Annotated in this window: 19 protein-coding genes and 3 tRNA genes; 10 read left to right on the forward strand and 12 right to left on the reverse strand. The window is 70.0% G+C overall.

Annotation, left to right across the window (positions count from 1 at the left end):
* Window positions 1-64: 64 nt before the first annotated feature.
* Entirely contained in the window at window positions 65-382 is a 318-nt protein-coding gene (locus ACIBLC_RS15350) for an Lsr2 family protein (protein ID WP_383680055.1), read from the reverse strand.
* Between the two features lie 361 nt (window positions 383-743).
* Here ACIBLC_RS15350 and purS point away from each other — a divergent pair, with 361 nt between their 5' ends.
* The 7 genes from purS (at window position 744) to purM (ending at window position 8,655) form a co-directional block, all read left to right on the forward strand.
* Complete coding sequence (gene purS, locus ACIBLC_RS15355) at window positions 744-1,007, forward strand: phosphoribosylformylglycinamidine synthase subunit PurS (RefSeq protein ID WP_005482678.1); 264 nt, start codon at window positions 744-746, stop codon at window positions 1,005-1,007.
* Window positions 1,004-1,717: a phosphoribosylformylglycinamidine synthase subunit PurQ gene (gene purQ / locus ACIBLC_RS15360; protein ID WP_399211391.1), complete on the forward strand. Its 714-nt coding sequence runs from the start codon at window positions 1,004-1,006 to the stop codon at window positions 1,715-1,717. The genes purS and purQ overlap by 4 nt, the downstream gene beginning before the upstream one ends.
* On the forward strand, window positions 1,714-3,972 hold the full coding sequence (gene purL / locus ACIBLC_RS15365; RefSeq protein ID WP_399211392.1) for a phosphoribosylformylglycinamidine synthase subunit PurL: 2,259 nt from the start codon (window positions 1,714-1,716) through the stop codon (window positions 3,970-3,972). Before purQ ends, purL begins: the two co-directional genes overlap by 4 nt.
* A 331-nt stretch (window positions 3,973-4,303) precedes the next feature.
* Entirely contained in the window at window positions 4,304-5,101 is a 798-nt protein-coding gene (locus tag ACIBLC_RS15370) for a sterol carrier family protein (protein ID WP_399211393.1), read from the forward strand.
* Window positions 5,102-5,167: 66 nt separating this feature from the next.
* Window positions 5,168-5,965 carry an META domain-containing protein gene (locus tag ACIBLC_RS15375; protein WP_399211394.1) on the forward strand — a complete coding sequence of 266 codons (798 nt, stop codon included), beginning with the start codon at window positions 5,168-5,170 and terminating at the stop codon, window positions 5,963-5,965.
* 61 nt (window positions 5,966-6,026) lie between these two features.
* Window positions 6,027-7,553, forward strand: coding sequence for an amidophosphoribosyltransferase (gene purF, locus ACIBLC_RS15380; protein ID WP_399211395.1), 1,527 nt, complete (start codon window positions 6,027-6,029; stop codon window positions 7,551-7,553).
* Window positions 7,554-7,587: 34 nt separating this feature from the next.
* Window positions 7,588-8,655 carry a phosphoribosylformylglycinamidine cyclo-ligase gene (gene purM / locus ACIBLC_RS15385; protein ID WP_399211396.1) on the forward strand — a complete coding sequence of 356 codons (1,068 nt, stop codon included), beginning with the start codon at window positions 7,588-7,590 and terminating at the stop codon, window positions 8,653-8,655.
* 151 nt (window positions 8,656-8,806) lie between these two features.
* Here purM and ACIBLC_RS15390 read toward each other — a convergent pair whose 3' ends face one another.
* Window positions 8,807-9,064, reverse strand: a complete 258-nt coding sequence (locus ACIBLC_RS15390; protein ID WP_399211397.1) for a DUF3073 domain-containing protein — start codon at window positions 9,062-9,064, stop codon at window positions 8,807-8,809.
* Between the two features lie 280 nt (window positions 9,065-9,344).
* On the reverse strand, window positions 9,345-10,448 hold the full coding sequence (locus ACIBLC_RS15395; protein WP_399211398.1) for a Leu/Phe/Val dehydrogenase: 1,104 nt from the start codon (window positions 10,446-10,448) through the stop codon (window positions 9,345-9,347).
* Window positions 10,449-10,693: 245 nt separating this feature from the next.
* On the opposite strand from ACIBLC_RS15395, the gene ACIBLC_RS15400 reads away from it, so the two are divergent.
* Window positions 10,694-11,542, forward strand: a complete 849-nt coding sequence (locus ACIBLC_RS15400) for a hypothetical protein (protein WP_399211399.1) — start codon at window positions 10,694-10,696, stop codon at window positions 11,540-11,542.
* Between the two features lie 548 nt (window positions 11,543-12,090).
* Window positions 12,091-12,297: a developmental transcriptional regulator BldC gene (gene bldC, locus ACIBLC_RS15405; protein ID WP_003949541.1), complete on the forward strand. Its 207-nt coding sequence runs from the start codon at window positions 12,091-12,093 to the stop codon at window positions 12,295-12,297.
* Window positions 12,298-12,687: 390 nt separating this feature from the next.
* Here bldC and ACIBLC_RS15410 read toward each other — a convergent pair whose 3' ends face one another.
* The 3 genes from ACIBLC_RS15410 to hrpA all read right to left on the reverse strand — a co-directional run bounded on the left by ACIBLC_RS15410 (window position 12,688) and on the right by hrpA (window position 17,427).
* The gene (locus ACIBLC_RS15410) at window positions 12,688-12,906 is read right to left on the reverse strand and encodes a DUF6274 family protein (RefSeq protein WP_399211400.1); all 219 of its coding nucleotides are present in this window, start codon (window positions 12,904-12,906) and stop codon (window positions 12,688-12,690) included.
* Window positions 12,907-13,288: 382 nt separating this feature from the next.
* Window positions 13,289-13,363 (reverse strand) — tRNA-Asp (locus tag ACIBLC_RS15415).
* Window positions 13,364-13,458: 95 nt separating this feature from the next.
* Complete coding sequence (gene hrpA, locus ACIBLC_RS15420) at window positions 13,459-17,427, reverse strand: ATP-dependent RNA helicase HrpA (RefSeq protein ID WP_399211401.1); 3,969 nt, start codon at window positions 17,425-17,427, stop codon at window positions 13,459-13,461.
* A gap of 159 nt (window positions 17,428-17,586) precedes the next feature.
* Here hrpA and ACIBLC_RS15425 point away from each other — a divergent pair, with 159 nt between their 5' ends.
* Window positions 17,587-18,639, forward strand: coding sequence for an ABC transporter permease (locus ACIBLC_RS15425; protein ID WP_399211433.1), 1,053 nt, complete (start codon window positions 17,587-17,589; stop codon window positions 18,637-18,639).
* A gap of 101 nt (window positions 18,640-18,740) precedes the next feature.
* Here the strand turns inward: ACIBLC_RS15425 and ACIBLC_RS15430 are convergent.
* The 6 genes from ACIBLC_RS15430 to ACIBLC_RS15455 all read right to left on the reverse strand — a co-directional run bounded on the left by ACIBLC_RS15430 (window position 18,741) and on the right by ACIBLC_RS15455 (window position 25,333).
* Window positions 18,741-18,817 (reverse strand) — tRNA-Phe (locus ACIBLC_RS15430).
* Window positions 18,818-18,841: 24 nt separating this feature from the next.
* Window positions 18,842-18,916, reverse strand: a tRNA-Asp gene (locus tag ACIBLC_RS15435).
* 155 nt (window positions 18,917-19,071) lie between these two features.
* Window positions 19,072-20,037 (reverse strand): hypothetical protein, encoded by a 966-nt coding sequence (locus ACIBLC_RS15440; protein WP_399211402.1) that lies wholly within the window; start codon window positions 20,035-20,037, stop codon window positions 19,072-19,074.
* Window positions 20,038-20,272: 235 nt separating this feature from the next.
* Window positions 20,273-22,105 carry a type IV secretory system conjugative DNA transfer family protein gene (locus ACIBLC_RS15445; protein ID WP_399211403.1) on the reverse strand — a complete coding sequence of 611 codons (1,833 nt, stop codon included), beginning with the start codon at window positions 22,103-22,105 and terminating at the stop codon, window positions 20,273-20,275.
* A 43-nt stretch (window positions 22,106-22,148) separates the two neighbouring features.
* Window positions 22,149-23,615 carry an ATP/GTP-binding protein gene (locus ACIBLC_RS15450; protein ID WP_399211434.1) on the reverse strand — a complete coding sequence of 489 codons (1,467 nt, stop codon included), beginning with the start codon at window positions 23,613-23,615 and terminating at the stop codon, window positions 22,149-22,151.
* A gap of 227 nt (window positions 23,616-23,842) precedes the next feature.
* A complete protein-coding gene (locus tag ACIBLC_RS15455; protein WP_399211404.1) occupies window positions 23,843-25,333 on the reverse strand; it encodes an SCO6880 family protein in 1,491 nt (496 codons plus the stop codon).
* Window positions 25,334-25,593 lie beyond the last annotated feature (260 nt).

Here is a 25,593-nt window from a genome sequence, read left to right on the forward strand (position 1 = left end):
CGGCCGTCGACCGGCGGGCAGCCGGTCGACGGCCGGACAACGGCCGGTCAGCGGGGCCCCGGTTTCAGTGCGCCTCGGCGAACGCCTCGTAGACCTTCTTGGGGATGCGTCCGCGCGGCGGCACGTCCAGCTTGTTGGAGCGGGCCCAGGCGCGGACCGCCGCCGGGTCCGGGGTCAACGCGGTGTGCGTGTACGCCTTCCCGGACCTCGATTGCTTGCGGGCGGCCTCGAGGTAGGGCGCGAGCACCTTGCGCAGTTTCTTGGCATTGGAAGGATTCAGGTCGATCTCGTACGACTTGCCGTCCAGTCCGAAGGCGATCGTCTCCGCCGCTTCTGAGCCGTCGATGTCGTCAAAGAGAGTGACCACGACACGCTGCGCCACGAATATCGGTCCCTTCATGCGGCACCTCTGCGATCAACGGTCATGACGTGCGAAGACGTCACGGAGTTGTCGGGGAGATGTCGACTGTCCGGCTGTTATTGGGCAAAGTATCGGCTATTGCGATTTCCTTTGTACAGTGCCCGGCATTGCATTGTGAAGCCCGACTAAATCCTTCCGCGTGTCCGGAGGCAATGGGGTCCTGCCGTTCTTCTGCGGTTTTTCCCAGGATTTTCCGTGGGGACCCCCGCGTCGATGCGAGATCGTGATCGGGCTCACGTAGGATTCTACGAATCTACGCGAGTAGAAATTTTGTGCGGGTAGTCTGAAGCGACCTGCTCAGCACCACACACCGGGAGTGCCAGTGGCACGCGTCGTAGTCGACGTCATGCTCAAGCCGGAGATCCTCGACCCCCAGGGCCAGGCGGTGCAGCGTGCACTGCCGCGTCTCGGATTCGAGGGTGTCTCCGACGTACGTCAGGGAAAGCGATTCGAACTGGAAGTGGACGGACCGGTGGACGACGCCGCGCTCGCCCGCATCCACGAACTCGCGGAATCCTTCCTCGCCAACACCGTGATCGAGGACTTCACCGTCAAGGTCGAGGAAGTCGCGGAGGCCGGAAAGTGACCGCTCGTATTGGAGTCGTCACCTTTCCCGGAAGCCTGGACGACCGGGACACGCAGCGCGCGATCCGGCTCGCCGGCGCCGAACCCGTCGCGCTCTGGCACAAGGACAAGGACCTGAAGCAGGTCGACGCCGTGGTGCTGCCCGGCGGATTCTCGTACGGCGACTATCTGCGGGCCGGTGCCATCTCGCGCTTCTCGCCGGTGATGGGGACCGTCATCGAGCAGGCGAAGTCCGGAATGCCGGTTCTCGGCATCTGCAACGGCTTCCAGGTCCTCACCGAGGCCCACCTCCTCCCGGGCGCCATGCTCGGCAACAACCACCTGCACTTCATCTGCCGCGACCAGAAGCTGCGGGTGGAGAACGCGGAGACCTCCTGGACCGCCGACTACGCGGTCGGCCAGGAGATCCACATCCCGCTGAAGAACATGGACGGGCGGTACGTCGCCGACGAGCACACGCTCGACATGCTGGAGGCGGAGGGCCTGGTCGCGTTCCGCTACGTCGGCGGGGGGTCCGGGGGGTATCCCCCCAGTGAGCACAGCAACCCGAACGGTTCGCTGCGGGACATCGCCGGGATCACGAACGCGGCCGGGAACGTCGTGGGCCTCATGCCGCACCCCGAGCACGCCGTCGAGCCGCTGGTCGGTTCGGGCCGTACCGACGGGCTCCCCTTCTTCACCTCGATCCTCAAGAAGCTGGTCAACGCATGAGCCGCACGCCTCTGGACACGGTCGAGAACGCGGCCGCGACCCCCGACGTCGAGCTGCCCTGGGCCGAACTGGGCCTGAAGAAGGACGAGTACGAGCGGGTCGTGGAGATCCTCGGCCGCCGCCCGACCGGCGCCGAGCTCGCCATGTACTCGGTCATGTGGTCCGAGCACTGCTCCTACAAGTCCTCCAAGGTCCACCTCCGCCAGTTCGGCGAGAAGGCCCCGCAGAGCGACGCGCTGCTCGTCGGCATCGGTGAGAACGCCGGAGTCGTCGACGTCGGCCAGGGCTATGCCGTCACCTTCAAGGTCGAGTCGCACAACCACCCCTCGTACGTGGAGCCCTATCAGGGCGCGGCCACCGGCGTCGGCGGCATCGTGCGCGACATCATCGCGATGGGCGCCCGCCCGGTCGCGGTCGTCGACCCGCTGCGTTTCGGCGCGGCGGACCACCCCGACACCAAGCGCGTGCTGCCCGGTGTCGTCGCCGGCATCGGCGGCTACGGCAACTGCCTCGGCCTCCCGAACATCGGCGGCGAGGTCGTCTTCGACGCCTGCTACCAGGGCAACCCGCTGGTCAACGCCGGTGCCATCGGCGTCATGCGGCACGAGGACATCCACCTCGCGAAGGCGTCGGGGCCTGGCAACAAGGTCATCCTGTACGGGGCCCGCACGGGCGGCGATGGCATCGGCGGCGCCTCGATCCTGGCCTCCGAGACCTTCGACGACGCCAAGCCGAGCAAGCGTCCGGCGGTCCAGGTCGGCGACCCCTTCCAGGAGAAGCTCCTCATCGAGTGCACCCTCGAGGCCTTCGCCGAGAAGCTGGTCGTCGGTATCCAGGACCTCGGCGCGGCCGGACTGTCCTGCGCCACCAGCGAGTTGGCGTCCAACGGCTCCGGCGGCATGCGTGTGACGCTGGACGACGTACCGCTGCGCGACTCGACGCTCTCGCCCGAGGAAATCCTCATGAGCGAGTCGCAGGAGCGCATGTGCGCGGTCGTCGAGCCGGCGAAGGTCGACCGGTTCATGGAGATCTGCGACAAGTGGGACGTCATCGCCACGGTGATCGGTGAGGTCACCGACGGCGACCGGCTGGAGATCTACTGGCACGGCGGCAAGATCGTCGACGTCGACGCGCGCACGGTCGCGCACGACGGCCCGGTCTACGAGCGCCCCTACGCCCGCCCGTCGTGGCAGGACGCGCTCCAGGCGGACGACGCCAACAAGCTGCCCAGGCCCGCGACCTCGGATGAGCTGAAGGACCAGGTCCTCCGGCTCGTCGCCTCCCCGAACCAGGCCTCCAAGGCGTGGATCACCTCCCAGTACGACCACTTCGTGCAGGGCAACACGGTGCTGGCGCAGCCCGAGGACTCGGGCATGATCCGCATCGACGAGGAGACCGGGCTCGGCGTCGCCATCGCCACGGACGGCAACGGCCGGTACGCGAAGCTCGACCCGTACGCGGGCGCGCAGCTCGCGCTCTCCGAGGCGTACCGCAACGTCGCCACGACCGGCGCCAGGCCGCTCGCCGTCTCCGACTGCCTGAACTTCGGCTCGCCCGAGGACCCGGCGGTGATGTGGCAGTTCGCCGAGGCGATCCGTGGACTGGCCGACGCCTGCCAGCAGTTGGGCACCCCGGTGACCGGCGGCAACGTCTCGCTCTACAACCAGACGGGCGAGGTGGCCATCCACCCGACCCCGGTGGTGGCCGTCCTCGGCGTCATCGACGATGTCGCCCGCCGTACGCCGGTAGCCTTCCAGGAGGAGGGGCATCTGCTCTACCTGCTCGGCGACACCCGCGAGGAGTTCGGCGGTTCGGCCTGGTCGCAGGTCGTCCACGACCACCTGGGCGGCCTGCCCCCGAAGGTCGACCTGGAGCGCGAACGCCTGCTGGCCGAGATCCTGATCTCCGCCTCCCGCGACGGCATGATCGACTCCGCGCACGACCTGTCGGACGGCGGTCTGGTCCAGGCGGTCGTGGAGTCGGCGCTGCTCGGCGGCAAGGGCGCGCGGCTGGTCGTCCCGGACGGGCTCGACGCGTTCACCTTCCTGTTCTCGGAGTCGGCGGGCCGCGCGGTCGTCGCCGTTCCGCGCTCGGAGGAGCTCCGCTTCAACGACATGTGCGGGGCGCGGGGTCTGCCCGTCACCCGCGTCGGTGTCGTCGACGGCGACTCGGTCGAGGTCCAGGGCGAGTTCACGCTCCCCCTGACCGAGCTCCGCACGGCGCACGAGGGGACGATCCCGGCGCTGCTGGCCTGAGTCCCAGGTACGTGTGTGCGACCCTGCCCGGTCCTCCGGCATGCTGTTGGCGGAATCTCGTCAGACGCGTTGTGCATGGTCGCCGAGTCCCAGCGAGACGCTGTAGCCATGGCGTGTCGCTGGGACTTCGGCGTATCTGCCGCGCCCGGCGAGCGTGCCGATAGCGCCCTCGGCGTCCTGTGGGCTCTCCACACCGGCACCCACCTCCACCCCGGCTCCCGCGTCGGCTCCGTGACGGGCATGACCCTCGTCCGTGTGGACCCCGCGAAGGTCGGCCCCGCGGCGCCGGGCGCGCTCCCGCCCACCGGGGTTGCCGACTACCCTCACCGCCATGCCCCCGGCCAGAAAACGCACCCGCACGTACGACCCCGCCAAGATCCGCACGGCGGTGCTCGCCCAGTTCGGCAACGTACGTGCAGCCGTACGCGACCTCGGTGAAGAGGAGTTGGCCCTGCCCACGGGCCTCGGGGACTGGACCGTCCGGGAGTTGGCCGCGCACATCGCGATGGCCGTCGAGACCGTCAGCCGGAGCATCGACCGGCCGGAGCCCGGCAAGGGTGAATTCACTCTGCTCGACTGGCCGTTCGCGACCGCTGGGCGGGCCGGTGACATCGCCGAGGACAGCCGTGAACTCGCCGGGCGCAACCCCGACCTCGACGCGCTCTACGCCCGCACCGAGGAGCGGATCACGGAGCGCCTGGCCACGGCCCCCGACGACCGGCCGCTCGGCGCCCGCACCGGCACCATCACCCTCGGCGACTTCCTCGTCACCCGTACCGTCGAACTCGTCGTCCACACGGACGACCTGAACCGCGCCGTGCCCGGCCTCGACATCCCGTACGACCGTCAGGCGCTCGCCGCCTGCACCCGGCTGCTCGCCGACGCGCTCGCGGTGAAGGCACCCGGCGCGTCGACGGAGGTGCGGATTCCGCCGTACGCCGTCGTGCAGTGCGTGGAGGGCCCGCGGCACACGCGGGGCACCCCGCCCAACGTCGTCGAGACCGATCCGCTGACGTGGATCCGGCTCGCGACGGGACGCACGGAGTGGAAGGCGGCGCTGGAGGACGCCAAGGTCAGCGCGAGCGGGGAGCGGGCGGACCTGGGCGGGCTGCTGCCGCTGATGGGCTGAGGCACCGGACCACCCCCGTCCCGACCTGCGCGGAACCAACCACCCCACCCGCCCCGTCGAACCGGCATGTACAGGCAGCGACTCACCCTCAGCGTCCTGACTCTCATCCCGCTCGCCATGGCCTGCGGCAACGAATCCGGGGCCGGCGGCGATGCGGTCGGCTCGGGCGCGCGGACGGATGTCACCGGCGCGCACTGGATCATCGACGGCATCACCGTGGACGGCACCCGCCACACCGCTCCCGGCGGGGCGAACGTCGAGTTCGGGGAGGACGGCGAGGTCCAGGGAAACTACGGCTGCAACCACTTCAACGCGACCGCCTCCTTCAAGGACGGGCGTATCGACGTCGGGGACGCGACGACGACGGACATGGCCTGCGAGAAGGGGCCGATGGACTTCGAGCGGACCCTCGCACGGACGCTCGCCGACGGCGCTCTCACCACGGCGGCCAAGGGCGACCGCCTCACCCTCACCACTCCCGCCGGCGACCGCGTCCACCTCAGCAAGGAGCGGGCCGCCGCTCTCTACGGCACCAAGTGGACCGTCACGGCACTCGGTGCCGGGGACACGGTCCACTCCCTCCCCCAGGGCGCCGCCCCCTACCTCGTCCTCGACACGGCGAAAGGCACCGTCGCCGGCCGTCTCGCCTGCAACGACGTGTCCGCGAACGCCACCGTCGGCGACGGACATATCACCCTCGGAACCCCGAAGACCACCCGCATGATGTGCGACAACTCACTCATGGCCACCGAGAAGTCCCTCATGGGCCTCTTCGACGGCAAGGTCGACTACGAACTGGATCACCGCACCCTCACGCTGACCAGCGCAAACGGCGAAACTGTGACGGCCGTCGCAAGCAAGTGAGCCGTCGGGGCCCCGTTTTCCCAATTCGGACCAGTGGTCGATCTCGCCTACACTCGGTGCCGTGCCACGTGGTGACGGTCGACTCAATCATGATCTGCTCCCCGGTGAGAAAGGCCCCCAGGACGCTTGCGGCGTCTTCGGAGTCTGGGCTCCGGGCGAAGAGGTCGCCAAGCTCACTTACTTCGGGCTGTACGCCCTCCAGCATCGGGGCCAGGAGTCCGCGGGAATCGCGGTCAGCAATGGTTCCCAGATCCTCGTCTTCAAGGACATGGGCCTCGTGTCCCAGGTCTTCGACGAGACCTCTCTCGGTTCGCTCCAGGGTCACATCGCGGTCGGTCACGCCCGCTACTCGACCACCGGCGCCTCCGTCTGGGAGAACGCCCAGCCGACGTTCCGTGCCACCGCGCACGGTTCCATCGCGCTCGGCCACAACGGCAACCTGGTCAACACGACAGAGCTCGCCGAGATGGTCGCCGACCTCCCCAAGCAGGACGGCCGCAACACCCGCGTGGCCGCCACCAACGACACCGACCTCCTCACGGCGCTGATCGCCGCGCAGGTCGACGACGACGGCAAGCCGCTGACCATAGAAGAGGCGTCCGCCAGGATCCTCCCGCAGGTCAAGGGCGCCTTCTCGCTCGTCTTCATGGACGAGCACACCCTGTACGCGGCCCGCGACCCGCAGGGCATCCGCCCGCTGGTCCTCGGCCGCCTGGAGCGCGGCTGGGTCGTCGCCTCCGAGTCCGCCGCCCTCGACATCTGCGGCGCCGCCTACGTCCGGGAGATCGAGCCGGGCGAGTTCGTCGCCATCGACGAGAACGGCCTCCGGACGTCGCGATTCGCTGAAGCGAAGCCCAAGGGCTGCGTCTTCGAGTACGTCTATCTGGCCCGGCCCGACACGGACATCGCCGGTCGGAACGTGTACCTCTCGCGCGTGGAAATGGGCCGGAAACTCGCCAAAGAAGCTCCCGTCGACGCCGATCTGGTCATAGCGACCCCGGAGTCCGGGACGCCCGCCGCGATCGGTTACGCGGAGGCCTCCGGCATCCCGTTCGGCGCGGGCCTCGTCAAGAACGCCTACGTCGGCCGGACCTTCATCCAGCCCTCGCAGACCATCCGCCAGCTCGGCATCCGCCTGAAGCTCAACCCCTTGAAGGAAGTCATCAAGGGCAAGCGGCTGATCGTCGTCGACGACTCGATCGTCCGCGGCAACACCCAGCGCGCGCTGGTCCGGATGCTCCGCGAGGCGGGCGCCGCCGAGATCCACATCCGGATCTCCTCGCCCCCGGTGAAGTGGCCCTGCTTCTTCGGCATCGACTTCGCGACCCGCGCGGAGCTGATCGCCAACGGCATGACCATCGAGGAGATCGGCACGTCTCTGGGCGCCGACTCCCTGTCGTACATCTCCATCGACGGCATGATCGAGGCCACCACCATCGACAAGCCGAACCTGTGCCGCGCCTGCTTCGACGGCGAGTACCCGATGGACCTCCCGGACCCCGAGCTGCTCGGCAAGCAGCTCCTGGAGACCGAGCTGGCGGCAGGTCCTGCCGCCACGGCCGCGGCCGACGCGATCCGTCGCCCCTGAGCCCCCTCATCACCAACCCGAAAGATCCCAGGCAATGTCTGAGAGCACAGGTGCCAGCTACGCGTCCGCCGGCGTCGACATCGAGGCCGGCGACCGCGCCGTGGAGCTGATGAAGGAGTGGGTGAAGAAGACGCGGCGCCCCGAGGTCCTGGGCGGCCTCGGCGGTTTCGCCGGCCTCTTCGACGCCTCGGCCCTCAAGCGCTTCGAGCGCCCGCTGCTCGCCTCCGCCACGGACGGCGTGGGCACGAAGGTCGACCTCGCCAGGCAGCTCGGCGTGTACGACACCATCGGCCACGACCTGGTCGCGATGGTGATGGACGACATCGTGGTGTGCGGCGCGGAGCCGCTCTTCATGACGGACTACATCTGCGTCGGCAAGGTGCATCCCGAGCGTGTCGCCGCCATCGTCAAGGGCATCGCCGAGGGCTGTGTCCTGGCCGGCTGCGCCCTCGTGGGCGGCGAGACGGCCGAGCACCCGGGCCTGCTCGGCCCCGACGACTTCGACGTCGCGGGCGCGGGCACCGGCGTGGTCGAGGCGGACCAGCTGCTCGGCGCGGACCGTATCCGTACGGGTGACGCGGTGATCGCCATGGCGTCGTCCGGTCTTCACTCAAACGGGTACTCGCTCGTCCGGCACGTCCTCCTGGAGCGCGCCCAGCTCAAGCTCGACCGGCACATCGAGGAGTTCGGCCGCACGCTCGGCGAGGAGCTCCTGGAGCCCACCAAGATCTACTCGCTGGACTGCCTGGCCCTCACCCGCACCGCCGAGGTGCACGCCTTCTCGCACGTCACCGGCGGCGGACTCGCGGCCAACCTGGCCCGCGTCGTCCCCGACGGCCTGCACGCGATCGTCGACCGCGGGACCTGGACCCCGACCCCCGTCTTCGACCTCGTCGGCAGGACCGGTGACGTCGAGCGCCTGGAGCTGGAGAAGACCCTCAACATGGGCGTCGGCATGATCGCGATCGTCCCCGAGGAGTCGGCGGACGTGGCGCTCGCCACCCTCGCGGACCGCGGGGTGGAGGCCTGGATCGCCGGCGAGATCACCGAGCGGGGCGAGCACACGAGCGGCGCCGCACTGATCGGTGACTACGCCGTGTAGAACCGGCCCGCACGGCGACGGGGCAGCGCGGCCCGGGGCACAGGCCCCGGGACAGCACAAAACCCGGTCCGGTGGAACACCCCGGACCGGGTGAGGTGCAGATGTCATGAGGCTCTACGAGAACGCCGAACCTGCTGACCCGCTGTGAGCGCTACGCGCCGCGACGTTGAGGCTGGGGACCGGACTCGTCGTCCTCGTCCTCACCGTCGTCGTTATAGAGATCCGCGTACTGCGCGTACGGGTCGTCTTCTTCCTCGTCGTCGTCCTCGAACGGCTCGCCATTCGGCGGCTGTTGCGAGGTCGAAGCGCCCAGCTCATTGGCCAGACGCGAGAGGTCAGTCCCGCCGCTGCTGTACTTCAGCTGGCGGGCGACCTTCGTCTGCTTGGCCTTTGCCCGGCCGCGCCCCATGGCTCGACCCCCTCGGATACGGGGCTCGATGGCCCCAGAGTCTTGACACGCGTTCATGATCTGGAACGGGCTCTCCGTGAAGAGACCGGTCCGTAGGGCTTCCACGGTACCTGCTCCCGCGCCCATACGGTACGTCGCCCGCAGGACGCGCGTGTGCGCAGAACCTGCGAGGAGCCCCGTCCTCGCTGGTCAACCGCGATTTTAACCTCTTCTTGGCGGGCGACCCGCCGACAGACGTGAGAGTTCTCTCCAACACCCGCCGGCGGGTACCTCCCGGCGGTCAGCCGCGGCGCGCCTCGGCCATCCGCTGCTCGGCGATCCGGTCGGCCGCGGCGGCCGGCGGAATCCCGTCTTCCTTCGCACGTGCGAATATGGCGAGCGTGGTGTCGAAGATCCTCGCGGCCTTCGCCCTGCACCGGTCGAAGTCGAAACCGTGCAGCTCGTCGGCGACCTGGATGACGCCGCCCGCGTTCACCACGTAGTCGGGCGCGTACAGGATCCCGCGGTCCGCGAGGTCCTTCTCCACACCCGGGTGCGCCAGCTGGTTGTTGGCGGCGCCGCACACGATCCTCGCGGTGAGCACCGGCACGGTGTCGTCGCCCAGTGCCCCGCCGAGCGCGCAGGGGGCGTAGATGTCGAGTCCCCCGAAGGGATTGGCGCCGCGGATCAGCGCGTCGGTGTCCGCCGCCACCGCGACGGAGGGGTGCTCGTCGAGGATCCGCCGGACCGACTCGGCCCGCACGTCGGTGATCACGACCCGCGCGCCGTCGTCCAGCAGGTGGCGCACGAGGTGGTGGCCCACCTTGCCGACGCCCGCGACGCCGACCGTGCGGCCGCGCAGCGTCGGGTCGCCCCACAGGTGCTGGGCGGAGGCCCGCATGCCCTGGAAGACGCCGTAGGCGGTCAGCACGGACGAGTCGCCCGCGCCGCCGTTCTCGGGGGAGCGCCCGGTCGTCCAGCGGCACTCGCGCGCCACGACGTCCATGTCGGCCACGTACGTACCGACGTCGCAGGCGGTGACGTAGCGCCCGCCGAGGGAGGCCACGAACCGGCCGTAGGCGAGGAGCAGTTCCTCGCTCTTGAGGGTCTCGGGGTCGCCGATGATGACGGCCTTGCCGCCGCCGTGGTCGAGGCCGGCCATGGCGTTCTTGTACGACATCCCGCGGGCGAGGTTCAGGGCGTCGGCGACGGCCTCCTGCTCGCTCGCGTACGGGTAGAAGCGCGTACCGCCGAGGGCGGGGCCCAGGGCGGTGGAGTGGATGGCGATGACGGCCTTGAGGCCGCTGGAGCGGTCCTGGCAGAGCACTACTTGCTCATGACCGCCCTGGTCCGAGTGGAACAGGGTGTGCAGTACATCAGCAGGAGCGCCGGATACGTCGGTCACGGTGGTGACTCCAAGGTAATGAGCGGCGGTTGACGTGCGGGTCCCGTAAGGGTGGCGGGCTCCCGTGGGCATGAGACTAGGGCCTGGGCGGGGCCGCCATCCGCGCAGTGTTCAGGATCACCCTCTCCCGGAGTACGGTCCTCCTCGGCCGTGGCACGATTTGCCGTGGTTTCCCGGTCGCTTGTGCGTGGGTTGCGCGGGTTCGGACCGGGTTTCGTGTCCGGTCGGTTGGGGAGTGAGCAGGCGTGCCCAAGGTGTCCGCGGTGATCGTCCCGTATGCGTCCTATCTGCGCGTGTACGAGCCGCTGGCCGCCTTCCCGGAGCCGGAGCGCGGCCACTGGGCGGGGTACGCCCGCCGCCCCGAGCGCCCTTCCTGCCAGGACGAACTGCGCCGCTCTCTGGCCGACTTGCTGCCCACCCCGCCGATCCCCGTGCCGGTGCACGAGAGCGCCGACGCGTTCGTGGTGGAGGTCGACGGGGTGGTCTGCGTGTGCCCCTGGCGCACCCGGCTACGCGGCTGGCAGGCCTTGGGCGACCTGGGCGGGGAACTGCCGGAGTCGGTCCTCGACTCGGTCCTGCCCCCGCTCGTACGCCGCCAGGCGGCCCTGGACTACGAACGCTGGCTGGAGCGCAACCCCGACGCCCGTCCGTGGATCCGCACGTCGACCTGGCAGGTGCCGCTGAACTGGTTCGTGCTCGTCTCCGACGAGGAGCGGCTGTACGAGAAGGGGGCGGGGGCCGACGGAGCGGCTCCGGCGCTGCGGTACCGGACGCCGATGGTGCAGGCGCGGCGGCGCACGGCGCGGGCCCTGAAGACGCTCAGGGACACCATCGAGGACGGGCCGCTGATCGACGGCCTGCTGGAGGTGGGGCGCTGGCTGGAGGAGTTCCACCCGCGCTCGCTGGTCGAGCTGGACTACGGCGGGCTCGTGCACGTGCTGCCCGCCGGCGAGCTCGAGGGCGATCACTCGGCCGCGGACGTCCACGAGGGCATCGAGGCGCTGCGCACCGGGGACGGGACGGCGGCGGGCGAGGCGTACGGGCGGCTGGTGGAGCGCTGGCGTTCGGTGCGTGACCGGCAGTCCGCGAACTGACGTACCGTCGTCCCACGCGTCCGGCGTCGGTCTGTGCCGCAGTCACATGCCGGGCGACTAGGGCGTCCTCACGCATCGAGGAACACTCATCACGGGACGTAGGTCTCTATCCGGGCTTTTGCGTCAATGGCGTGCCAAGCGTGACGGATGGCACTTTCCTGGCCCTTGCGCCGCTTGCCACTCCTCGTGCCAAAATAGGACAAGGAGCCCGGGGGAGGACTCCGTCCGCCCACGTATGGGTGGAATCTCAGCATTGCACGCTATGGGGGGTCTGGTGACTCCTGATCGCCCTGTGACTGATCGTCACAGCGGCGTGACTGTCCGCTATGGCATGGTCCATCGGCTTCCGTCGCTGATGAACACCTGGGAGGGCAATTCCATCGGTTTGGCCGACGTGGCTGGACGGATGGTGTAGTTGTAGTGCCGAGGACAAGCCGTTCGTCCTATAACCGACTCGGCCCGCGTCCGCCATTTCGGGCAACGCGGGTCAAGGTGCAGAATTTAGAGGAATGAACCGAGAAGGTTCGGTTCTCCCGAGGAGGCCGCTCATGACCGCTCGCACCCCTGATGCCGAGCCGCTGCTGACCCCGGCTGAGGTCGCCACGATGTTCCGCGTGGACCCGAAGACGGTCACGCGGTGGGCGAAGGCCGGCAAGCTTACGTCCATCCGCACGCTCGGCGGGCACCGCCGCTACCGCGAAGCTGAGGTCCGCGCGCTACTCGCGGGTATCCCGCAGCAGCGCAGCGAGGCCTGAACAAGCGCATAGCCGGGCAAATCGGTAGGTCCCCCAATCTGCCGACACGTCCGAACCACAGCTCCAAGCGACGCGGGTTCTGCCCCAACGGGACCCACGCCCGACCCAATTACACAAGCTTCAAGGGTGCGTCGTAGATCGCGCTGGACTCCGCCGGGTCCAGCGCGATCTTTTTTGTGCGCCGATTGCGCGCCGCGTGGCGGGTCTGTGAGTGAGCTTGTCGGAGTCTGGGCAGGGGTGTCGGATCTCCTGTGGGAGTCCTCGCAGGCTGGTGCAATTGCACATATTAAATTGACCAGTTGTAGGTGAGGTGTAAGTTCCTAGGTTTTCAAAAATCATGCGGTGACACCCGTCACATGCCAGAGTCCTTGTCCCCTGCGACGCCTCGCGCTAGGGGAGTTGGGTACTCGCGACTGCTTCGGCTCCGTCGGCGTCCCCGGCGCGGTCGGCTCCGTCGGCGTCCTCCTCGCCGTGCGCCGCGGGCTCCATGGCCAGCCGCAGGAGCCGGTGGCAGATCGGGCAGTGGCGCGTCAGGTGGCGGTACTCGGAAGCGGCCGCGAGGTGGGCGCGGAGCAGGGCTCGTGTCTCGTGCCGGGCGGACGCCGCCATACGCACCTCCAGGGGGCCTCACGAGGCGAGGGGCCCTGGTTTCTGGGTACCGGTGGAATGTGACGACGTCAAGACATCCGAAGGGCCCGGCATCGAGACGAGCCGGACCACCGGGCGAGGAGGGCTCCACTTCGCTGCCGACTCCACGGCATGTGAACGGCCCCGTTCCCTCGCCGGCCGCGGGACATGACGAAGGCCCCGATCCGTTGCCGGATGCGGGGCCTTTCGCTCACTGCGGTCCTGACGGGATTTGCTGCATCCGATTGCGGCTGCGCCGCGGGCGCGGCCTCCGCCTCGACAGGGTGGCGGAATCCGGCGGGTCGGCCGCGGGGCATGACGAAGGCCCCGATCCGTTGCCGGATGCGGGGCCTTTCGCTCACTGCGGTCCTGACGGGATTTGAACCCGCGGCCTCCACCTTGACAGGGTGGCGAGCACTCCAAGCTGCTCCACAGGACCTTGTTTCGCAGCCACTTGGTCGTGCGCTGGGCTGCGAAAAGAGACTCTACAGGAGGGGTGGCCCGGGGGCGAACTCACCCACCGTACCTACGCCGTTACGGGGCCAGCGCGTCGATCGCCTTCACGATGCGCTTGTCGGAGACGGGGTACGCCGTGCCGAGCGCGTGGGCGAAATAGCTGACGCGGAGCTCCTCGATCATCCAGCGGATGTCCAGGACCTGCCGGGGTACCGGCCGGCCCTGCGGAAGCTGCTCCAGGAGCCAGGCGTACTCGTCCCGCATCTCGTGGACCTTCTCCATGCGGGCGGTGTCCCGCTGGACGTTCGTCGGCATCTGCTGGAGGCGGCGGTCGGCCGCGACCAGATACCGCATCAGGTCCGGGAGCCGCCGCAGCCCGGTCCCCGTGACGAAGCCGGGCCTCACGAGGGCGCCCAGCTGCGCCCGTACGTCCGTGAGGTTCGCGAGCAGGGTCGGGCTCTGGATGCCCTTCAGACGGCGCTCAGCGGCCTGCCAGGCGGCGAGGACCTGCTGCACCTGGCCGACGGTGCGGACCGTCGTGTCGACGATCTCGGCGCGCACCTTGTCGTAGAGCTTGCGGTACGACTCCTCGTCCCAGGCCGGGCCCCCGAAGTCCGCGATCAGCCTGTCGGCCGCCGCCGTCGCGCAGTCGTCGAAGAGGGCCTGCACGGAGCCGTGCGGGTTCGCGGACAGGGCGAGCTTCTGGGCATTGCTCAGCTTGTCCGAGGCGAACTTGCCCGGGTTCACCGGGATGTTGCGCAGGATCAGCCGCCGGGTGCCCTTCCACATGGCCTCCGCCTGCTCGGCCTCCGTGTCGAAGAGCCGTACGGAGACGGTGTCGCCGTCGTCCACGAGCGCGGGGTACGCCTTGACCGGCTGGCCGGCCCGACGGGTCTCGAAGACGCGGGTGAGCGAGCCGATCGTCCAGTCCGTCAGGCCCTTGCGCTCCAGGGACTCCCCGCCCTCGCGCTCCGCCGTCGCCGCGGCGGCCTGCGAGATCGCCTGGCGCGCCTTCGGCTTCAGCCGGAGCTGCAGCGCCTCCAGGTCCTTGTCCTCGGCGAGGTTGCGGCGCCGCTCGTCGACGATCCTGAAGGTGATCCGCAGATGGTCGGGGACCCGGGACCAGTCGAAGTCGTCGGCGGTGAACGGCACGCCGACCATGCGCTTCAGCTCGCGCGCCATCGTCACCGGCAGAGGCTCCTGGAGGGGAAGGGCCCGCTCCAGGAACTTCTGCGCGAAGTTGGGGGCCGGGACGTAGTGGCGGCGGATCGGCTTGGGGAGGGAGCGGATGAGCTCGGTGACGACCTGTTCCCTGAGGCCCGGGATCTGCCAGTCGAAGCCCTCGTCCGTCACCTGGTTCAGGACGTGCAGCGGGATGTGGACGGTGACGCCGTCCGCGTCCGCGCCCGGCTCGAACTGGTAGGTGACCCGGAACTTGAGGGGGCCCTGGCGCCACGAGTCGGGGTAGTCGTCCTTGCTGACGTCTCCGGCCCGCTCGTTGATGAGCATCGACCGCTCGAAGTCGAGGAGTTCGGGCTCCTCGTGCCGTTTGTGCTTCCACCAGGAGTCGAAGTGCGCCCCGGACACCACGTGTTCCGGCACCCGCTGGTCGTAGAAGTCGAAGAGCGTCTCGTCGTCGACGAGGATGTCCCGGCGCCGCGCCCGGTGCTCCAGCTCCTCGACCTCGGTGAGGAGCCGGCGGTTGTCGGCGAAGAACTTGTGGTGCGTGCGCCAGTCGCCCTCGACGAGCGCGTTGCGGATGAAGAGCTCGCGGCTGGCCTCCGGATCGATCCGCCCGTAGTTGACCTTGCGCTGGGCGATGATCGGTACGCCGTACAGCGTGACCTTCTCGTACGCCATCACCGCGGCCTGGTCCTTCTCCCAGTGCGGTTCGCTGTACGTGTGCTTGAGGAGGTGGCCGGCCAGCGGCTCGACCCACTCGGGCTCGATCCGCGCGTTGACGCGGGCCCACAGGCGCGAGGTCTCCACCAGCTCGGCGGACATCACGAAACGCGGGGGCTTCTTGAAGAGGGCCGAGCCCGGGAAGATCGCGAACTTGGCACCGCGGGCGCCCAGGTACTCGTTCTTACCCGTGCTCCTGCCGCCCTCCGCCGCGGCCTCCTTCACGTCCTTCATGCCGATGTGCGACAGGAGGCCGGCGAGGAGGGAGACGTGCACGCTCTGCTCGGCGGCATCGTCCTCGGTCGCATGGATGCCCAGCTGTTTGGCGACGGACCGCAACTGCGTGTAGATGTCCTGCCATTCGCGAATGCGCAGGAAGTTCAGGTACTCCTGCTTGCACATGCGGCGGAACGCGGAGGAGCCGCGCTCCTTCTGCTGCTCGCGCACGTACCGCCACAGGTTCAGGTACGCGAGGAAGTCGGACGTCTCGTCCCGGAAGCGGGCGTGCTGCTGGTCCGCCTGCGCCTGCTTCTCGGCCGGGCGCTCGCGCGGGTCCTGGATGGACAGCGCGGCCGCGATGACCATGACCTCGCGCACACAGCCGTTCTTGTCGGCCTCCAGGACCATCCGGGCCAGCCGGGGATCGACGGGAAGCTGGGCGAGCTTGCGGCCTGTCTCGGTGAGCCGCTTGCGTACGTCCTTCTCGCCCGGGTCCAACGCGCCCAGTTCCTGGAGGAGCTGGACGCCGTCCCGGATGTTGCGGTGGTCCGGCGGGTCGATGAAGGGGAACTTCTCGATGTCGCCGAGACCGGCCGCCGTCATCTGGAGAATGACGGAGGCGAGGTTCGTACGGAGGATCTCGGCGTCCGTGAACTCCGGGCGGGCGAGGAAGTCGTCCTCGGAGTACAGGCGGACGCAGATGCCGTCGGACGTACGGCCGCAGCGGCCCTTGCGCTGGTTGGCGCTGGCCTGTGAGACCGGCTCGATGGGCAGCCGCTGGACCTTGGTGCGGTGGCTGTACCGGGAGATACGGGCGGTGCCCGGGTCGATGACGTACTTGATGCCCGGAACGGTGAGCGAGGTCTCGGCGACGTTGGTCGCGAGAACGATCCTGCGCCCGGTGTGTTGCTGGAAGACGCGGTGCTGCTCGGCGTGCGAGAGGCGGGCGTAGAGAGGGAGGACCTCGGTGAAGCGGTAGTTCTTCTTCGTCAGCGCGTCCGCCGTGTCGCGGATCTCCCGCTCCCCGGACAGGAAGACCAGGATGTCGCCCTTGCCCTCGCCCTGGAGCTCCTCGACGGCGTCGCAGATCGCGGTGATCTGGTCGCGGTCGGAATCGTCGCCCTCCTCTTCCAGGAGCGGGCGGTAGCGCACCTCGACGGGGTACGTACGGCCGCTGACCTCGACGATCGGCGCGTCGCCGAAGTGCCGGGAGAAGCGTTCGGGGTCGATGGTCGCGGAGGTGATGACGACCTTGAGGTCCGGCCGCCTGGGCAGTAGCTGGGCCAGGTATCCCAGCAGGAAGTCGATGTTGAGCGACCGCTCGTGGGCCTCGTCGATGATGATCGTGTCGTACGCGCGCAGCTCGCGGTCCGTCTGGATCTCGGCGAGCAGGATGCCGTCGGTCATCAGCTTGACGAAGGTGCCGTCCGGGTTCACCTGGTCGGTGAAGCGGACCTTCCAGCCGACGGCCTCGCCCAGCGGGACGTCGAGCTCGTCCGCCACCCGCTCGGCGACGGTCCGGGCGGCGATCCGGCGGGGCTGCGTGTGCCCGATCATGCCGCGGACGCCGCGGCCGAGCTCCATGCAGATCTTGGGGATCTGGGTCGTCTTACCGGAACCGGTCTCGCCGGCGACGATGACGACCTGGTGATCACGGATGGCCGCCGCGATGTCGTCCTTCTTCTGGCTGACCGGGAGCTGCTCGGGATAGCTGATCGCGGGCACACGAGTGCGCCGCTCGGCCATCCGGGCCTCGGCCCTGGTGACCTCCGCGTCGATCTCGGCGATCACGGCGGACCGGGCTTCGGGCTTGCGGATCTTGCGCGCGCCCTCGAGCCTGCGCCCGAGCCGGTGCGCGTCGCGCAGGGACAGCTCGGCCAGGCGGGCGGCGAGATCGCCGAGGGCGGGGGCAGGGTGCGTAGACATACGCCGTCCAGGATCTCACCTCGGCGAAATGACTGGCGAACGCTTTTGCGCGGCGGCCGCCGGAGACGGCGCCGCCGTGGCCGGGTGGTGTGGACGAACACGGCCGACGACGCGGAGAAATATCCTTTGAGCGGCTTTAGGTTGGTCGTTATGTCCGACATGCCGCACGGTGCCCACGGTAAGCCGCCCACCCGTCGTGAACGGTGGACGGCCTTCAAGGAGTCACCTTTCCTGCCCGCGACCGTGCTCGTCCTGATCATCACCGCGGCGGCGGGCCTGTTCGCGGGCTCGTACACCTACACCATGGCGAATCCGACGCCGCGCCATGTGCCGACGGCGACGGTGGGGCAGTACGACGAGGTGCGCGGCAAGTCGTTCGTCGACGGGATGGAGAAGGCGCTGGACGCCTCGCTGAAGATCCGTTCGTACGAGAGCCGGGCGGCGGCCGTCCGGGCGGTGGACGAGCAGAAGGTCTTCGCGATCCTCGACGTACGGGAGTCGGGGCGGGCGGTCACGCTCGACGTGTCCGGGGCGTCCGGTGCCTCGGTCGCGACGCTGCTTGCCGAGGCGGGCCTGGCCGTGGGCAAGGAGACGGGGGTCGCGGTCACCGTCGCGGACATCAAGCCCCTCCAGGAGGGCGATCCGCGCGGTCTGGCGATCTTCTACATCTCGCTCGCCGCCGTGATCATCGGTTTCGTCGGCGCGATCCAGCTCAGCGTGCACGCGCGGGGGCTGAACCCGGCGGAGCGGATCGCGTTCACGGCCGCGTACGCCCTGCTCGGCGGGTTCACGATCGCGGCGGTGGTGGACTGGTTCCTGGGCGCCCTCGATCTGCCGTTCGTCGAGTCCTGGCTGATCCTCGCGTTCACCATGTTCACGTCGGGCATGGTCTTCACGATGTTCAACACCCTCGTCGGGCGCTGGGCGATGATCCCCACCTGGGGCCTGATGGTCCTCCTCGGCAACCCGTCCTCGGGCGGCGCCGTCTCCTGGCCCCTGCTGCCGTCCGTGCTCGGCTTCATCGGCCGCTGGCTGCCGCCGGGCGCCTCCGTCAACGCCCAGCACACGGCGGTGTACTTCGCCGGCCACCAGCACGCGTTCCCGTTCCTGGTCCTCGCCGGGTGGGCCCTGGTGTCCTGCGCGGTCTTCTGGACGTGGCGGCACCGGCACCCCGGCGGCCGGACGGCCGAACCGGCGCACGCCGCTGACTGAGCGCCTCGGACGCGGCCGTCGAGCAGGGCCCTCGCACACGGTCCTCGGAAACGGTCCTCGGAAACGGCGAAGACCCCGTCCGGTGGACGGGGTCTTCGGGGTGGTGGCTGGGGCCGGGATCGAACCGGCGACCTATCGCTTTTCAGGCGATCGCTCGTACCAACTGAGCTACCCAGCCACGAAGTTCCTTGCGGAACTTCAGCGGTCCTGACGGGATTTGAACCCGCGGCCTCCACCTTGACAGGGTGGCGAGCACTCCAAACTGCTCCACAGGACCAAGCTGTTGTGTGCGGCTGTGTAAGAAAGTGTCGCACACGGTTTTGCGTGCCCCCAACGGGTGCACATGCAGATGGTTGCAGTTCCGACCAGCGGTGTCCAATCGGTATCGGCCTGCCCGTCATGGAGAGAGAGCTAGCTCACAAGGGCGCCGGTTCACTCGCCCGCGAGCCGTCTGCGGACCATCTCGAACTCGACGTCGGGCGTGAACTCGGGCTCCCCTCCGTCGTGCCGGACGAGCCGGGTGAGCGTCCCCGCGTGCCACCAGAAGACGTCCGGGCTGACCGGGCCCACGGCGTCCCTGAAGTTGGCGGCGGCGAAGACCGTCATGCCGTACAGCGTCGGGAGCAGGGTGGTGTCCCGGTCGGCGTTGAGGGGGCGGAGTACCAGTTGGTGGCGGTTCGGCATGGCCACCAGGGCTCCGTCCGGGCCGAGGTCGCGGCCGCTGAGGTCCCGGGCGAGCTGGTCGGCCGCCAGGGCGCGGCTCGAGGTGAAGAAGGAGTCCCCGTTCACCACGTCGAAGCGCATGTCCTCGGGACCGTGCAGGACCGTGTGGCTCTCCACCGGAAGTTCGCGGAGGTTGGCCAGTGCGCGGATCCGCAGGCCGACGATGCCGCCCAGCGGCTCCAGCAGGTCGTCGGGGAGCGTCATCACACTCTCGTGCAGGTCCAGGGCGAGGACCTCGCACAGGCCGGGAGCGACGACGCGGGCATGGAGGTACCGGGCCGGGTTCGGCTCGATGAAGTCCCGCGCGACCACCCAGGGACGCAGCCGGGCCAGCAGTTCGTCCGCCGTGAGGAAGTCGAGCGGGGACGGGCCGTCCAGCACCCGCACCAGGCGGCCGATGTGTCCGCGGATCAGCTGGGGCCACCAGCGCGGCCCGCGGGGGTCGTTGTGGCAGATCGCCGCGATGTTGCCCAGGCCGAACCGGCGTCCCGCGCTGTCGCTCACCGAACCCGCGTACAGGGTGACCTCGAGCCCCTGCTCGGCGAAGGCCTCCCGGACCTGCGCCCGGAAGTGCGCGGCCTCGTCGACGGAGAAGAAGGAGTACTCGGCGTCACGGGAGACGGCGCGGGAGGGGTCCCGCCGGTCACGCTCCGGCGATCGGCGAAAGTTCCACATGAGGCGGCCTTCCGGGTCGGGTCGATGGTGGTGACCGAGTCCCTTGCTGTCAGGCCACAACGTCGGCTGCCGCGAGAGGGTTCACATCGGAACTGTCGCGGTTCTGTCCCGATGCCTTGTCCTGTACGGGGTGTACGGCATGCGAGGGCCCGCGGTGCCAGGCAGGTGCCTCGGCTCCGCGGGCCCGTTCGGTTCCGTCCCGGTGGGATCTGCGGGGGCGCTTCGGGGGCGCGGCCTACCCGTCGGAGCCCTTGCGCAGGGTCACCGCGGAGCGTTGCCATCGGGACACGCCGTCGGCGATCTGGGCCCCGGCGGTCCCCGACCACGCCTTGGCGGCCCGTTCGGTGATGGCCGCCACCTCCGCCTTGGCCGCCGCCGAGATCGGGCCCGCGTTGGCCTCCTTGTACCAGGGGCGCAGGCGGATCAGGGCGGGCCGTACGCCGGTGGCCAGGAGCAGGGCGGTGCCCTTGGGCAGGGCGCGGATCTTGTCCGGGGGCAGCACCGGGTCCAGCCGGTAGGAGTACGAGCGGGAGGTGCCCTCCTTGCTCCTGGAGATCGACGGCGTACGGATGTCCTGGTTGCCGACGAGCTTGGAGACCTTCTCCACGAAGTCGGCGTCATCCAGACCCGCGCCGAGGAGTTTGATGGTGGCCGCGCTCCACAGGGCGTCCATGCCCGCGTCCCCCCACACCCGGCTGCCCTGGCGGTAGCTCTGGAGGAGGGTGACGACGTTGATCCCGCGGGAGCCGAGGTGGCTGTAGAGGTCGGGCAGGTCGGAGATGCGGCAGACGTTGGCGGCCTCGTCGAGGACGGCCGTCATGGGCGGGTCGAGCCGGCCGCCGGTGCGCTCGGCGGCGACCACTCCGGCGCGCAGCGTCGCGTCGGCGAGGCCCGCGATGACGCCCGCGGCCGAGCCGCCGCCGTCCTTGGACAGCAGGTAGAGGGTGTCCTTGCCGAGCACGTGCACGTCCGGCCTGAACTGCGGAAGGCTCGGGTCGGGCGTCACCCACTTGACGATCTCCGGGTCGAGCAGGCAGGCCACGCACTGCCGGGCGGTCTCGTAGATGCCGTCGCGGGTCTCGACCGCGCCGCGGACCGTGCCCTGCAACTGCTCGGCCATGGCGACCATGTTGACGTCGCGCAGCAGGTCCACCGGTGTGCGGTCGGCCGGGTCGGCGAGCCAGGCCAGCAGGTCGAGCACGGAGCCCTTGCCGCGGGCCGCGGCGAGGAACAGGGCGGTGAGGGTGTTCTGGGCCGCGGAGATCCAGAAGTCCTTCTTCGACTGGTCGTCGTTGACCGAGGCCACGAAGTGCCCGGCCAGCCGGCGGGCGCCCTCGATGGTGTGGCAGTCGGAGAGGATGTCCCACCACATCTCGCGGGGGGCGTGCGCGATGCCCTGCGGGTCGAAGGTCCACACCGTGCCGACCTTCTCGCGTTCGGCGCGGGTGACGGAGTACACGTCGGACTTGTTGGAGGTCAGCAGTACCGCTCCCTGCGCCCGCAGCACGCGCGGGACGGCGATGCCCGTGGATTTGCCGGCGCGCGGGGCCATCAGGTCGAGCTCCACGTCCTCGTAGGAGGAGCGCAGTTCGGGCCCGCTCGGTTCGAGGTCGCCGAGGAGGTTGCCGGTCTCGTCGGGGTGGAGGTGCTCCCGGCCCTTGAGCGAGGGGCGCAGCTCGCGGGCGCGGGCCGCGATGCCGCTGGGTCCCATACTGGCCAGCTCCCGCCGTCCGGCGAGGCCCTTGGGCCGCGACACCCAGCGCATCACCTGGCGCCCGACCAGCAGGGCGATCGCGACGAGGGTGCCGAAGAACAGGACGATCCCGGTCGCCACGCCGGTCGTCGAGGCGCCCGGCCACAGCGTTTCCGGGCCGTCGGAGAGCAGGGTGCCGAAGGTCGTCAGGGCGAACGGCGGGGGGTTCCAGCCCGAGCCGGTCACGGCGGCGCCCAGGGTTCCGCCGAACCAGACACCCCCGAACATCAGCATGAACCCGCCCGCCACCATCACGATCGCCCACGGCATCAGTTCACTGCCGTACGAACGGCCCTTGGCCGCGTTGCCTGTCATGGGGAGGACCTCCTGGCTTCGACCGCGTTACTGGTCACGCGGGTCACCTCCTGTCCGGTTCCGTTTTGGAGAGGTCGGGGAGATGGCCGTACGGGTCGTCGGGAATGTGCTCGAACCCGCCCGCGTTGGCCGGCTTGTTCGCCACCCAGCGCTTGTTCGTGTCGTGCAGGTGCCGCTCGGTGTCGGTGATGGCGACCTTGATCGGGATGCCCGGGCGGCCACCGACCTTGATCAGGAAACGGCCGCGGCCCGGCGGCTCCTCGCGGTCCCCGTGCGCGGCCCAGCCCGGCGGCGAGGACCAGGAGGAGACCAGGGTGATCTCGCGGCGGGACAGGCCCACGATCTGGCCCAGCTCCTCCATCTCCTGGCGCGGCAGCCCGGCGACCACCACCATGCCGGCGCGTTCGACGAAGCCGCGCGCCTTGACGCGGTCGGTGTCGCTGCCCAGCGACTCGGCGTCCTTCAGGGTGTGGGTGATCTTGGCGTCGCCCAGGCCGAGGCTGCGGTTGAGGCGGGTCAGGGCGTCGATGCGGTCGACGATGCCGGAGGCGGCGCGCAGTGGCCGCCACAGCTCGTCGAGCACCGTGAAGAACCAGCGCCGGGGCGCGAGTCCGGCGTCCGCCAGGGCGTGCGAGGCGGCCACCGTGCCGAGACCGTCGGACCACGAGGCCAGCATCGCCGCCGCGGTGAGCTGGGTGTCGGCCTCGCCGATCCGGGAGATGTCCATGCACACCGCGGACGAGTTGAGGTTGATGCGGGTGGAGGTCTCGGAGGCGAAGGTGTCGCCGAGCGGTCCGTCGAGGATGCCCAGCAGCGAGCGGTGCAGCGGGTCGACGGCGTCGCGGTAGCGGCTCTCGTCCCCGCGGTCCAGGGTCACCGCCCGCACCCGGTCAGGACCTTCGACGAGGACCCTCACCAGGTCGCCCAGCAGCGGCGCGCGGTTCGGCGGGGTGCGCTCGCGCAGATGGTGCAGGGCCGCGGACAGTACGGACTGCTCGTGGTCGTCCATGGGGCGGTCGCGCACGATGGTGATGAGCGCGGCGACCATGTTGAGGACGCGGCCGTGGGTCTCGGCGTGCAGCACCCGCCCCGCCTCGCCGCCGATGCGCCGGGCGGCGGCGCCCATGGCGCCGGGGTCCAGGACGTTGATGCCGCCCATACCGCGCCCGATGGAGATGACCTGGCCGCCCAGGGCGCGCACGGTGTCGGCGTAGTCGGGCTTGAGGTCGCCGAGGACCAGCGGCACCACACCGGTGGCGGCCAGGCCGATCAGCATGCGGTTGATCAGGGTGGACTTGCCGAGGCCCGGCATGCCGAGCATGAACAGGGACGGGTTGGAGATGTAGTGGGCGCGGGTGAACCAGGACAGCGGGTCGCCGCAGACGGTGGCGCCGGTGTAGAGGTGCTGGCCCAGCGGGACGCCGGTCATGGGCGCGCCCGAGCCCGCCGCGAACGGCCACAGCCCGCACGCCTGCACGGTGGTGGCACGCCACATCGTCGGCGGGTCCACGTTGGCGACCTGGCCGCCGCCGGGGCCGTACCAGCCGCGCGGAGGCGCCTGCTTCTCCTTCTCCTCCCGGGGCTCGGCGCCGGGCTTCTTCCTGGCCTCCGCCTTCTTCCTGTTGCTCTTCTTGTCGTTCTTCGTGGGGCTGAGGTCCGGGCCCTCGTCCTTGTAGGTGATCGGGGCGTCGTCGTCCTCGTAGGCGGTCCTGCCCTTGTCGCGCGTGTTCTTGGTCCTCACAGTGCTTCCTTCAGTTCGCGCGGCACCAGGGTGTACTCCCACGGGAGGATTCCGGCCGGCAGCGTGCAGCTGAACGCCGCCGCCTGCATCCGGTCGGCCGGGCGCATCAACAGCCGTGCCCCGGCGAGCAGGTTGCGCACCGTCACGTTCGCGTCCTCCAGGTCCGCCTCGGTGTCGACCGTGACCGTGACCATGAGCGAGAACTCCACCAGGCCGGCGCCGGTGGCCTCCTCGATCGCCGTCTGCTCGGCGGCGCGCACCTCGTTGGCGGCACGCGCCTGCACCATGCCGCGCTTGGAGGTGGCCATGAACTGCGCGGCCCGCCGGTCGGCCTCGACGATGCGCGCCGAGGTCGCCGGGTCGATGGGCCGGTACAGCAGCGCCACCCGCTTGCGGCGGGTGCCGGGCGCGTCCTCCAGCAGCCCGCGCAGCACCTGGGCGCGCACCGTGCCGCGCGGGGCGAGGGTGAGCATCCAGGTCCGCGAGACCCCCGAGTCGTGCTGGTACGCGTTGACCTTCTCGACGGCCGCCGCGGGTCCGGCGTCCTCCCAGTCGAGGCCGGTGCCGCCGTGCAGGGCGCGGGCTTCCAGGACGTCCGCCGCCACCGCCGGGTCGTAGGCCACGCGGACGACTTCGGCGATGCGCTCGGCCGACAGGGGAGAGGCGGGGCCGCCGCCCGCGCCCACGATTCCCTGGAGCAGGCCGGGGATGCGGATGGCCAGGTCGGTGAGGATGTCATCGGTCTTGCGCTTCTGGCCGGGGCCGACGCCGTAGGTCAGGGCGAGGTAGGTGTGCATCTCCGACGACGCGCTCGGATACCGCTGCACGACCTCCTCCATCACGGCCCGGGCGGCCGGCGGGGCGTCGGGGGTGATCCGCGGCAGCACCTCGTTGGCCAGCCGGGTGCCGGTGTCCGGGGCGGTCTCCACCACCACGGAGGCGCCGCGCAGACCCGGCTCGCTGGACAGCCGGGCCAGCCAGTGGCCCCATGACGCCACCCAGTTGTCGATCTGGTCGGGGTCGACGAGCGAACCGCCGTCGGGTTCGCAGCCGAGCACGATGGTGTAGAGGTTGCGGCTGCGGTGGTGCAGCACGCCGAACGGCTGGTCGTAGGCGTCCCTGCCCTCGATGACCTTGACCCCGCTGAGCAGACCCGGCGGCCGGAACTTACCGCCCTGCCGCTGGGACAGCGGACCGGAGATGTAGGAGGTCGACCCCTTGGCCTTGCGCCGGAACCAGCTGATGCGCACGGCGAAGAGCTGGTAAACGTTGCGCCCGTCCTGCGTACGCACGGCGATCGGCAGCAGGAAGAAGACCTGGAGGACGAGCACGGCGACCGTGAGCTGCAGTGAGACCAGCGACATCATCAGGTCGACGACGAGCCCGCCGAACATCGCGACGGTGCCGATGAGTCCGAACGGCCCGAAGCCGGCTCGCCTGGGCCTGCGCCAGTTCCCGTATGTGGGGTCAGCGGCCTGGGTGGACATGAGTTACCTGTTTCCCTTCCGTTGGGTGGAACTCGGTTGCGGGGCGGGGGAGTCGGGCCGCGCCACCCGGAGTGTTCCGGGGGCGCGGCCTCAGCCGCCCGTACCGTGCGGCCGGGGGGGGGGGGGGGGGGGCCCCCCCCCCCCCCCCCCCCCCCGGCCGGGGGGGGGGGGGGCCCCCCCCCCCCCCCCCCCCCCGGGGGCCCCCCCCCCCCCCCCCCCCCCCCCCCGCCCCCCCGCCGGCCCCCCCCCCCCCCCGCTGG

Source organism: Streptomyces sp. NPDC050535, assembly GCF_044457665.1.
Classification (GTDB): Bacteria; Actinomycetota; Actinomycetes; order Streptomycetales; family Streptomycetaceae; genus Streptomyces.